This window comes from Monashia sp. HAY1-2A (genome assembly GCF_056755315.1).
The window spans coordinates 1-9,380 of record NZ_JBNDHY010000162.1 but is presented as its reverse complement, the minus strand read 5'-3'; the positions used below and the strand labels follow the sequence as shown (position 1 = coordinate 9,380).

Sequence of the window (9,380 nt, the reverse complement as noted above, 5' to 3'; positions counted from 1 at the left end):
ATCCACACCGTGACAGGTAGGTTCATCGCGCCGTACACGATCGCGAGCACGTAGACGTTGTCGAGCAGCCCGATCGTCTTGAAGATCATGAACAGCGGCAGGACGATCGCGGCGAGGGGCATGAACCGGGTCGAGATGAAGAACGAGAGCGAGCCCTCGACGTTCTTCACGCGGCGGATCGACAGCGCGTACGCGGCCGGGATCGCGAGTGACACCGAGATGATCGTCGAGATCACCGCGACAGTCAGCGAGTTCTGGAGGTAGCCGGTCATGCCACGGTCCATTGCGAGCTGGTAGCCCTCGGTGACGGGCTTGAAGATGAACGTCGGGTTGACCGACGACGCGAGCGACTCCGGCTTGAACCCGTTGAGGACCATCCAGAGGACGGGAAAGAAGAAGACCAGCACCAGGATCCACGTGACGAGGGTGGTGAGGGCCCTCCTGGCGGATCCGTTGGACCTGTTGCCGTTCATCGGCTTCCTCCTGCCATGAAGACCTTGAAGACGCTCTTGAGAGCGATGGTCGCGACGATGATGGTGAGGACGACGGTCACGACGCCGTATGCGGCTGCCTGCCCGACGTCGAGACCGATGAAGGCTCGCTCGTAGAGAAGGTAGGCAAGCGTCTTGGTGCCGCCGGTCCCCTTGGTGAGGATGGCGATCGGGTCGAAGACCTGCAGGATGATCACTGACCCGAGCAGTACGCCGATCTCGACGTACATCCGCAGGTGCGGCAGCGTGATCCACGTGAAGGTCCGCCACGTGCCGGCGCCGTCGACCTGGGCGGCCTCGAGGATTCCCTTGTCCTGCCCCTGCAGACCGGCCAGCAGGATCAGCATCATGAACGGCGTGAACTGCCAGGTCAGCACGATGATGACCGTGGCCATCGGGTACTGGGTGCTCCATGGGACGACGGGCAGGTGCAGCGACTGCAGGACCCAGTTGATCATCCCGATGTTGGTGTCGAACATCGAGTACTTCCAGATGAGTGACGCGGCCGCCGGCATGATGAGGAACGGCGTGATCATCAGGGTCCGGGCCACGGCGCGGCCGCGGAACGTGCGGTCGAGCAGGACCGCGAAGAGCAGGCCGAACAAGACGGCCAAGGTGACCGAGAAGGCCGTGATGAGAACCGTGGCGCGGATCGCGGGCCACAGGTCACCGGAGGTCAGCGCGCTCGTGTAGTTGTCGAAACCCGCGAAGGCGCGGTCGTTGGGGTAGAGCAGGTTCCACTTCGTCAGCGAGAACCCGATGGTGGTCAGGAACGGGATCTGCGTCAGCAGGATGAGGAAGACGACGGCGGGCAGCAGCAGGCCCCGGTTGCGCCAGAGCTCCTTCCGCTTCAGGCGCCGATTGTCGGTCGCTGTGGTGGTGCGGACGTCCTCGAGCTCGGTCGGTTGGGTGGTAGTGGTGGTCATGTCGGCACTCCCTCGTGCGACTGCGGGGTCGGAGAAGGTGGGTGGTGCCGGGCCCGTGGAGTGCCGGACCCGACACCACGTGTCATCGGGGCGTCACTTCTTGTGCTTGTCGCCAGCCGCCTGGGCGACTGCCTGGCACTTGCCGAGCGCGTCGTCGACCGTGCCCCGGTTGGCCAGGTAGTCGGCGACCAGCTGGGCGCACTGGTTGCCCACGTCCTGGAACTCCGGGATGGAGACGTACTGGATGCCGACCCACGGCTGCGGGTTCACCCCCGGCTGCTTCGGGTTGACGGAGCTCATCACGTCGAGGGTGATGGGCGCGTACGCCTTGGCGGCCTGCTTGTACTCGGGGATCGAGTAGGTCGAGGTGCGCGAGCCCGGCGGCACGTTGGACCAGCCGATCTTCTGCCCGACGAGCTTGATGTAGTCCTTGCTCGTGGCCCACTTGACGAACTTGACCGCGGCGTCCTGGTTCTTGGAGGTGGCCGGGATGGCGAGGTTCCAGCTCCAGAGCCAGCCCGACTCCTTCGTGCTGTCCACCGGCATGTGGGCGTAGCCCATCTTGCCCTTGACGGGAGAGTCGGCAGCCTCGAGCATCGACGCCGCCACGGACGCGTCAGCCCACATCGCGGCCTTGCCCTCCTTGAGCGCCGTCAGACACTCGTTGAAGCTGTAGGAGACTGGGTCCTTCTCGCCGGAGTCGTCGAGCATCGTCTTGTAGAACGTCACGGCGTTCTTCCACTCCGGGGTGTCGACCGTGGCTTTCCAGTTGCTGTCGTACCAGTTCCCACCGAAGGTCTGCACGACCGTCGTGAGTGGAGCGAACAGGTCGCCCCACCCCGGCTTGCCCCGCATGCAGATGCCAGCCATGTCGTTGGTCTTGACCTTCTTGGCCGCCGCCGCGACCTCCTGCCACGTCGGGTTCTGCGAGATCTTGACGCCGGCCTTGTCCAGGACCTCCTTGTTGTACATGAGGATCGAGGACTCGCCGTAGAAGGGGACGGCGTAGAGCTTGCCGTTGTAGGTGTTGACGTCACGCACCGGCGGGAGCAGGTCGTCGACGTCGTAGGAGGAGTCCTTCTGCAGATCGGGGGTGAGGTCGACGAGCCAGCCGTTGGCGCCCCACTGCGGCGTCTCGTAGGCGCCGATGGTGACGATGTCGTACTGGCCGGCGCCGCTGGCCACGTCCGCCGTCACGGCGGCCCGCAGGTCGCTCTCCTCCATGACCTGGAAGTTGACCTTGACGCCCGGGTTGGCCGCCTCGTACTCGGTCTTGAGCTTCTCCATGTCCTTCATCTGGCCGTTGTTGACCGTGGCCAGCTTGAGGGTGACGGTGCCACCGGCTCCCCCGGTCGAACCGCCGCCGGCCTGGACGGCGCCGGACGAGCACGCGGCCAGGGCCACGGTGATCGCCACCATGCCCGTGCCGAACGTGAGCATGCGCTTGTTCGCAAGCATTCCCAACTCCTTTGGTAGGCATCTCTCGTTCCACCCGGCCCGAGCGCCAGCGGCATACGGGAACGGTGGCGGCCAAGGGCCCGGACGCGTCGTCCGGCGTGGACTTGACTGGAACTTGCCGGAACGCTAGAGGGGCCGCGCCGGCGTCAACAAGGACACAGGCGGTGCGCTGTTGGTACTATTTTTCCGATGGATGTCGACCGGAGCCGCCCTCGAAGCCAGAACTTCGCACGGAGGCTGCAAGGACGACGTCCCTGCTGCAAAGGAGCCGACAATTTCGTATCGACCGGGTCCCCCGCCGGATCGAGGCACCGCCCGTGGGGCGAAGCCGGCACGTGCGGCCACCCGTCCGCCGAGTGCCACGATGAGCCCAGCCATTCGGCGTGAGTACATCCCACCGCACCCGCAGGCCTCGGTGCGTGTGCTCACGCATGACTTCCCGAGTGAGATCTGCGGCTGGGGCGCCCACCCCGAGTACGAGATCCACCTCATCACCAAGACGCGTGGCAGCTTCATCGCCGGCGACTACATCGGTACGTTCACGCCGGGACACGTCAGCATGATGGGGCCAGAGCTGCCTCACGACTGGGTCAGCGACCTGGCCGAGGGACAGGTCGCCGTCGACCGGGATGCCGTCATCCAGTTCAGCGACGAGTGGATCCGCGGGGCGATGAAGCACCTGCCGGAGCTGGTGGAGCTCTCGGAGGTGCTGCAGCGCTCGACCCGCGGACTCGTCTTCTCCGGCGCGACCGCGTGGCGCGCAGCCGAGACGATCCTGGCGTGCGTGCACAGCCAGGGGGTCGAGCAGTTGGCCCACCTCTTCAAGCTCCTGGCGCTCTTCGCACAGGCCCCCCATGACGAGTACGAGGTCGTGGCGAGCGAGTGGTTGGGTCGGCCCACGGACGCCGCGTCGCGCGACGCCGGCGAGGCGGGCCTGGCGTACATCTTCGACAACCTCACCGGGGACATCCGGCTCTCGACTGCGGCCCGACTCGCCTACATGTCGGAGCCGACGTTCTCCAAGTACTTCAAGACGGCCACGGGAATGACTTTCTCGAGCATGGTCAAGAAGCTGCGGATTGCCTACGCCAGACGCCTTCTCGACACCACTGAGGCGTCAGTGGCGCAGATTGCCCAGATGAGTGGCTACAACAACATGGCCAACTTCAACCGGCAGTTCCTCGCCGAGGTGGGGACGACGCCCACGAACTACCGGCGTCTCGAGAGCGCGCAGAAGCCGCCGCCGGAGATCCTGAGCCTCAACCGGCGCGCACCGTCGGACTGAGGTTCGACCCGGTCGGGGGTGGCCGTGTACCCATCACCCAGGTTCGAGGAGCCGTCGCCAGATCGGGTCGGAGGCCCGCGGGCTGATGCTCTCGATCGGCAAGGCCGCCGCTCGGCGGCAAGGTAGGGCGAGGTCAGGGGGTCCTCTGAGCGGTATGCGCGTTCTCGTGCCGAGGGCTGGTAGTGCGTGCTGACATGGCACCATGCTGACTTCGCAGCCGCCCCCGGCGGTTCAGGCCGAGGCTGCGGCCCTGCAGGCGGCCGTCCGGCACATCGTGCCGGCCCGAACGGACACCAACCTGCTCATCGGGTCCTGGAACCTGCGCGGGTTCTCCGACGTGACCGAGTCCTGGGACCCACCGGCGAACGCCATCCCGCGACGGGACTGGCGTGCGATCACCCTCATCGCGGCGGTCGCGTCCGCCTTCGACGTCGTCGCCGTCCAGGAGGTCTGACACGGCCGCGGCACAGTTCGCCCGCACCCCGTACGCGGCCAGCTTCACCCGCAACGCGGTGGAGTTCATCCTCACCACCGTGCACATCGTCTGGGACGCCCCGGCCAGCCGCATCCCCGAGATCACCGCCTTCGCGACCTGGATGCACGACTGGGCCGTCCGCGGCCACGACTGGAACAGCAACCTCCTCGCGCTCGGCGACTTCAACCTCGAGGGCCCCGGCACACCGCTCTACCGGGCCTTCGTCTCCACCGGCCTGTTCCCACCCGGCGAGCTCAGCACGCTGCCCCGCACCATCTTCGACACCCCGAGCAAGCGCCACTACTACGACCAGATCGCCTGGTTCTCCGATGTCGACGCCACCGGCCAGGTCCACAACCTGCTCCACGGCATGACCTACACCGGACGAGCCGGGAACATCGACTTCCTGCCCTACGTCTACGCCGGCATGTCGAAGATCGCGGTCTCGTGGCGCATCAGCGACCACTACCCACTATGGGTCGAGTTCGAGCTCAACCCGGGACACCCGACGTGAGCGAGCGACCTCGAGCGGACCGCGGCAGGTCCGGACGTCACTCCGGCGCGGCAGGGCTCGGCGGGGTTGTCGAGTAGGTCGACCCGCTGGGCTGGCACCTGAACGCGGGCGACTCGTACCGCCACCAGATCAAGGTCCGGTGGCGACGAGGTAGCCACAGAGGCCGACGATGACCGCGGTGATGACCGAGGCGACGACAGTCGTGATCCGCTGGTTGGCGAGGACTCCCATGACCCGGCGGTCGCCCGTGAGGAGCAGCAACGGCACGAGCGTTCCTGGCAGGGAGAAGGAGAGCACAACCTGGCTCCACACGAGAGCACACTGGTCGGTTCGACACCCATGCCGAGAATGATCAGAGCCGGGACGACTGCCAGCAGCCGGCGAGGCAGGGGCGAGATCGGTCGGCGACCGAAGCCCTGCATGACGACGTCGCTCGTCTGGACGCCCACCAGGGTTGAGGCCAAACCCGAGGCGAGCAGCGCGATGGCGAGGATCGTCGCGGCGATCTGGCCGGCGTTGGCCCCCAGGGCGGCGTATGCCGTTTCGATGCTTGGCCCAAGCAGCTGACGGAGACGTTGACCTGGGACCTCGGACACGAGATGGCCCAGCACCAACGCTTCACCGTCGACACCGGCGTGCAGGTCTACTTCTGCGACCCGAAGTCGCCCTGGCAGCGCGGCAGCAACGAGAACACCAACGACCTGCCGCGTCAGTACCTGCCGCGACGCCTCGACTTCCGCACCCGGACACAAGCCGACTTCGGCGCAATCGCCGCGGAACTCGATGCCCGCCCTCGACAGACCCTCGGCTTCAAGACACCATCAGAAGCACTAGCGGAAGCGTTGCAATGACCGCCTGAACCCGCACCGATGAGAGGGCGTGCAAGGTGCCCTGGGTTACTCGGCGCTGCGGGCCACGAGGTAAAGCGGCAAGAACAGCACCAGCACCAATAGGCATAGGGCCGCCCACACTTCCGGCCTATCAACCGTGAGATCACCGAACCTGGCGACGACGGGTCGGTCGAGCTTCACCCGTGACCGGGCATCCGCCAGCACCCAAAGGCTGGCGGCTCCGACGGCCAGGACCACGAGCAAGGCACTCAGCACGGAGGGACTCACCCGTTCAGTATCCCGGCAGCGCGCGCACATGCGGCGAACCGAGGCGATCGTCCCGATGGCAGTGAGATCCCGTACGGCCGTCGGCCCTTCGCATGATGGCGGCCAGCACCTGTTCCTCCGGAAGTCGCGCTGCTGCCGCGCCAGGTCCGCGGCGAAACGCACAACATCAGCTCGGGTGCCTCTTCGTACATCTGCCGAGATGACCGTTCTGCGGAGTTGTCGGGCCGCAGCTATTCGGTGATAACCGTCAGCCAGCAGCAGGCGGCCTTCGATGTCGTAGAGGACGACATTCGAGACGAAGTCGCGCGAAAGTCCTTGGCGCAGTGAAGAGTCGGGTGGTCGGCGGCTAGGTTCCGGGAGAGTGTCCCTGGTCACGGGCATTGGCCAGCGTGAGTTGGCGCCGGTGGTGTTCATAGTGCTGCGTGGGGTAGTGGTAGACGTCTCGCAGGGTCATGAAGTCGGCGAAGTAGGGGTCCCAGCCGACCGGGAAGTGCATCCCGCGTCGCAGCGTGTTCTCGGGCGTTGCGTCGAGCGACGCGTGCAGCTGTTCGATGTTCCGGTCCATGAGACGGACCATGCGGGGTCGCCCGAGGATCCGGGCGCCGCCGAGGGAGCCGATGTAGTTGACGACATGGAATGGCCGGGTCGCGGCATCCAGCACCGCCGCGAAGGTCTTGGAGGCCCGGTCGGGCAATCTGGCGAACCCGCGCACGAGGGGGCGCAGGTTGCGTACGAGCAGGTATCCGAAGAGCATGTGGAAGAGCAGTTGCTCATTGGTCCACTTGGTGCCGTTGCTCGGCCGGCCGAGTTCCGCCTTGGTCGCGGTCTCGAGCAGGTACCGGAAGTCGCGGCGCACACGGTCGAGCTCTGCGTGGATCTCATCGTTGTCCATGCGTCGCTCCGGAAGGCTGTGAGGTGGTGCCGGATCAACGGTAGACGGTGGCGGTTCGGTCCAGCTGTTGCCGCGGAGGTGGGCAGACCCTCAGCCGGGCCGCCCCGCGGCTGAAAGAGGTGGGCGAACCGGTGAGTGAGCGGGTCATGAGCGCTGCTCGCGCCACGCATCCGCAGGCCGGAGAGCTGGGGGGAGTGCTTCCCCGGAGGTCTGGCGTCCTTGCCCCTCGCCGTTTGCCATCGAGGGGGTGAGTCTCCACTGAGATCGAGTCCCACGTCGAGCCGGCGAGTCGGCCCCGTCAGAGCCGAGCGAGGAACTGTCGTGTTCTGGCTTCAGTGGGCTGGGTCAGGATGCTGGCGGGATCACCCTCCTCGACGATCGCTCCCGCGTCCATGAAGATGAGGCGATCAGCGACTTCGCGCGCGAACTCCATCTCATGCGTCACGACGATCATGGTCATGCCGGCTTTCGCCAGATCACGCATGACCGTGAGGACGTCGCCGACGATCTCCGGGTCGAGGGCGGACGTGGGCTCGTCAAAGAGCATGAGCTTCGGCCGCATGGCGAGCGCTCTGGCAATGGCTACCCGTTGCTGTTGCCCGCCGGACAGCTGGCGTGGGTACTGGTGTCCTTTCTCAGCCAACCCAACTTGGCCGAGCAGCTCGTGGGCGCGCTGCTCGGCCGACGCGCGAGACTCTTTCAGCACCAGCATCGGTGCCTCTATCAGGTTCTCGAGGACGGTCTTGTGCAGGAACAGGTTGAACTGCTGGAACACCATGCCCATCGCTGCTCGCTGACGAGCAAGGTCCTTGGCCGTGCGCTCGACGACTTTGCCGCGCTCGTCGCGGTAGCCGATGAGCTCGTCCTCGAGGTAGATCCGACCGGCGTCCAGGTTCTCCAAGTGGTTGATGCAGCGCAGCAGCGTGCTTTTGCCCGAGCCTGACGGCCCGATGACGCAGAGCACTTCGCCGAGCGTTACGTCCAGCGACACACCGCGAAGGATCTGGACGTTCCCGAACCACTTGTGGACGTCCTCGACGCGGAGCAGAGGCCTCTCGTTCATCGGAGGGATCCCGTCTTCTTGGCTACTTCGCTTGGTGCGTGAGTCGCGTACCAGCGTCGGACCTTCTGGAGTGGGGTGAGCGGCATGGCCCTCAAGGCACCCTTGGCGTAGTGGCGTTCGAGGTAGTACTGCCCGACGGACAGCACGGTGGTGAGGATGAGGTACCAGATGCTGGCGACCAGCAGCAGCGGGATCGTCTGGAAGGTCTGGGCGTAGATGATCTGTACGGAGTAGAGCAGTTCGGGCGTCGAGATCACGCTGACCAATGAGGTCCCCTTGAGCATCCCGATGGCTTGGTTGCCGGTGGGAGGGATGATGATCCGCACCGCCTGCGGTAGCACGATGCGTCGCATCGCCTGACCCTTCGTCATGCCCAGCACGAGCGATGCCTCCATCTGGCCGCCCTCGACCGAGGCGATGCCCGCCCGGACGATTTCAGACATGTACGCGCCCTCGTTCAGGCCGAGCGCAAGAAGGGCCGCCGCCAGTGGAGTGATGATGTGGTTGACGTCCCACGACGCAAAGCTCGGGCCGAACGGTATTCCCACGGAGATGCGGGGGATGAAGGACGACAGGTTGTACCAGAAGATGATCTGTACCAGCAGGGGTGTGCCGCGGAACAGCCAGATGAACGCCGACGCCCCCGTGGTGAGGACCAGGCTGCGCGACATTCGCATGAGCGCAAGCACGATCCCGAGAACCACTCCGATGACCATGGCGGCGATGGTCAGCTCGATCGTCTTGATGAGACCGTCGATCACCTCCCGGCCCGTGAAGTAGTGCGCCACGACGTCCCACTGGAGGGTCGGTGAGGTCACCAGCAGGTTGAGGAACATTGCGCCCAGGACCAGCGCAATGGCCGTCACCACCACCCGTCCTGCCGTGCGAGCCGGGTGAGCGTTGGAGACCCAGGAGGCCACACCGCCGGACGTGCGACCCCCGTGCGGAGGCGATGACCCGGTTGGCGCCTTGACGTTGGACATTGCCATGGTCTCCCCTCGACTAGCTGGTGGACGGGTTGATCACTGCTTCGGTGACCGCGTTCTCGGACAGGTCCCACTTCTTGAGGATCTCTCCATAGGTGCCGTCCGCGATCAGCTTGTCGACCGCTGCCTTGACCGCCTTGGACAGGCCCGAGTTCTTGTTCAGTCCGATGCC

11 protein-coding genes and 1 pseudogene are annotated in these 9,380 nt (G+C 65.7%); 4 read left to right on the top strand and 8 right to left on the bottom strand.

The features are described 5' to 3' along the window. The 3 genes from ACPYOM_RS18555 to ACPYOM_RS18545 all read right to left on the bottom strand — a co-directional run. Positions 1 to 473, bottom strand: a 473-nt coding sequence (locus ACPYOM_RS18555) for an ABC transporter permease family protein (RefSeq protein WP_481347085.1), incomplete at its 3' end; no start/stop codon positions are given. Then, the gene (locus tag ACPYOM_RS18550; protein WP_481343700.1) at positions 470 to 1,417 is read right to left on the bottom strand and encodes a carbohydrate ABC transporter permease; all 948 of its coding nucleotides are present in this window, start codon (positions 1,415 to 1,417) and stop codon (positions 470 to 472) included. The genes ACPYOM_RS18555 and ACPYOM_RS18550, both read right to left, overlap by 4 nt. A 93-nt stretch (positions 1,418 to 1,510) precedes the next feature. Then, positions 1,511 to 2,875 carry an ABC transporter substrate-binding protein gene (locus ACPYOM_RS18545; RefSeq protein ID WP_481347084.1) on the bottom strand — a complete coding sequence of 455 codons (1,365 nt, stop codon included), beginning with the start codon at positions 2,873 to 2,875 and terminating at the stop codon, positions 1,511 to 1,513. Between the two features lie 364 nt (positions 2,876 to 3,239). Here ACPYOM_RS18545 and ACPYOM_RS18540 point away from each other — a divergent pair, with 364 nt between their 5' ends. From ACPYOM_RS18540 to ACPYOM_RS18530, 3 genes are all read left to right on the top strand, one after another. Next, entirely contained in the window at positions 3,240 to 4,160 is a 921-nt protein-coding gene (locus ACPYOM_RS18540; protein ID WP_481347083.1) for an AraC family transcriptional regulator, read from the top strand. 202 nt (positions 4,161 to 4,362) lie between these two features. Beyond that, positions 4,363 to 4,614: a hypothetical protein gene (locus tag ACPYOM_RS18535; protein ID WP_481347082.1), complete on the top strand. Its 252-nt coding sequence runs from the start codon at positions 4,363 to 4,365 to the stop codon at positions 4,612 to 4,614. A gap of 58 nt (positions 4,615 to 4,672) precedes the next feature. Beyond that, complete coding sequence (locus ACPYOM_RS18530; protein WP_481347081.1) at positions 4,673 to 5,149, top strand: exonuclease/endonuclease/phosphatase family protein; 477 nt, start codon at positions 4,673 to 4,675, stop codon at positions 5,147 to 5,149. A 129-nt stretch (positions 5,150 to 5,278) separates the two neighbouring features. Here ACPYOM_RS18530 and ACPYOM_RS18525 read toward each other — a convergent pair whose 3' ends face one another. Together ACPYOM_RS18525 and ACPYOM_RS18520 are read right to left on the bottom strand one after the other, a co-directional pair. Beyond that, positions 5,279 to 5,461, bottom strand: coding sequence for a hypothetical protein (locus ACPYOM_RS18525; RefSeq protein WP_481347080.1), 183 nt, complete (start codon positions 5,459 to 5,461; stop codon positions 5,279 to 5,281). Between the two features lie 68 nt (positions 5,462 to 5,529). Then, positions 5,530 to 5,745 (bottom strand): annotated as a pseudogene (locus ACPYOM_RS18520) (divalent metal cation transporter); the annotation flags it as partial. Between the two features lie 3 nt (positions 5,746 to 5,748). On the opposite strand from ACPYOM_RS18520, the gene ACPYOM_RS18515 reads away from it, so the two are divergent. Continuing rightward, positions 5,749 to 6,000, top strand: coding sequence for a transposase (locus ACPYOM_RS18515; RefSeq protein WP_481347079.1), 252 nt, complete (start codon positions 5,749 to 5,751; stop codon positions 5,998 to 6,000). A 613-nt stretch (positions 6,001 to 6,613) separates the two neighbouring features. Here the strand turns inward: ACPYOM_RS18515 and ACPYOM_RS18510 are convergent. The 3 genes from ACPYOM_RS18510 to ACPYOM_RS18500 form a co-directional block, all read right to left on the bottom strand. After that, positions 6,614 to 7,159: a DinB family protein gene (locus ACPYOM_RS18510; RefSeq protein ID WP_481347078.1), complete on the bottom strand. Its 546-nt coding sequence runs from the start codon at positions 7,157 to 7,159 to the stop codon at positions 6,614 to 6,616. A gap of 298 nt (positions 7,160 to 7,457) precedes the next feature. Continuing rightward, positions 7,458 to 8,222: an amino acid ABC transporter ATP-binding protein gene (locus tag ACPYOM_RS18505; RefSeq protein ID WP_481347077.1), complete on the bottom strand. Its 765-nt coding sequence runs from the start codon at positions 8,220 to 8,222 to the stop codon at positions 7,458 to 7,460. After that, the gene (locus tag ACPYOM_RS18500) at positions 8,219 to 9,211 is read right to left on the bottom strand and encodes an amino acid ABC transporter permease (RefSeq protein WP_481347076.1); all 993 of its coding nucleotides are present in this window, start codon (positions 9,209 to 9,211) and stop codon (positions 8,219 to 8,221) included. Before ACPYOM_RS18500 ends, ACPYOM_RS18505 begins: the two co-directional genes overlap by 4 nt. Positions 9,212 to 9,380 lie beyond the last annotated feature (169 nt).

Bases quoted from the DNA above. Each gene is read 5' to 3' on its own strand.
- ACPYOM_RS18550 (WP_481343700.1), bottom strand. From the start codon at position 1,417: ATGACCACCACTACCACCCAACCGACCGAGCTCGAGGACGTCCGCACC.
- ACPYOM_RS18545 (WP_481347084.1), bottom strand. From the start codon at position 2,875: ATGCTTGCGAACAAGCGCATGCTCACGTTCGGCACGGGCATGGTGGCG.
- ACPYOM_RS18540 (WP_481347083.1), top strand. From the start codon at position 3,240: ATGAGCCCAGCCATTCGGCGTGAGTACATCCCACCGCACCCGCAGGCC.
- ACPYOM_RS18535 (WP_481347082.1), top strand. From the start codon at position 4,363: ATGCTGACTTCGCAGCCGCCCCCGGCGGTTCAGGCCGAGGCTGCGGCC.
- ACPYOM_RS18515 (WP_481347079.1), top strand. From the start codon at position 5,749: ATGGCCCAGCACCAACGCTTCACCGTCGACACCGGCGTGCAGGTCTAC.
- ACPYOM_RS18510 (WP_481347078.1), bottom strand. From the start codon at position 7,159: ATGGACAACGATGAGATCCACGCAGAGCTCGACCGTGTGCGCCGCGAC.
- ACPYOM_RS18505 (WP_481347077.1), bottom strand. From the start codon at position 8,222: ATGAACGAGAGGCCTCTGCTCCGCGTCGAGGACGTCCACAAGTGGTTC.
- ACPYOM_RS18500 (WP_481347076.1), bottom strand. From the start codon at position 9,211: ATGGCAATGTCCAACGTCAAGGCGCCAACCGGGTCATCGCCTCCGCAC.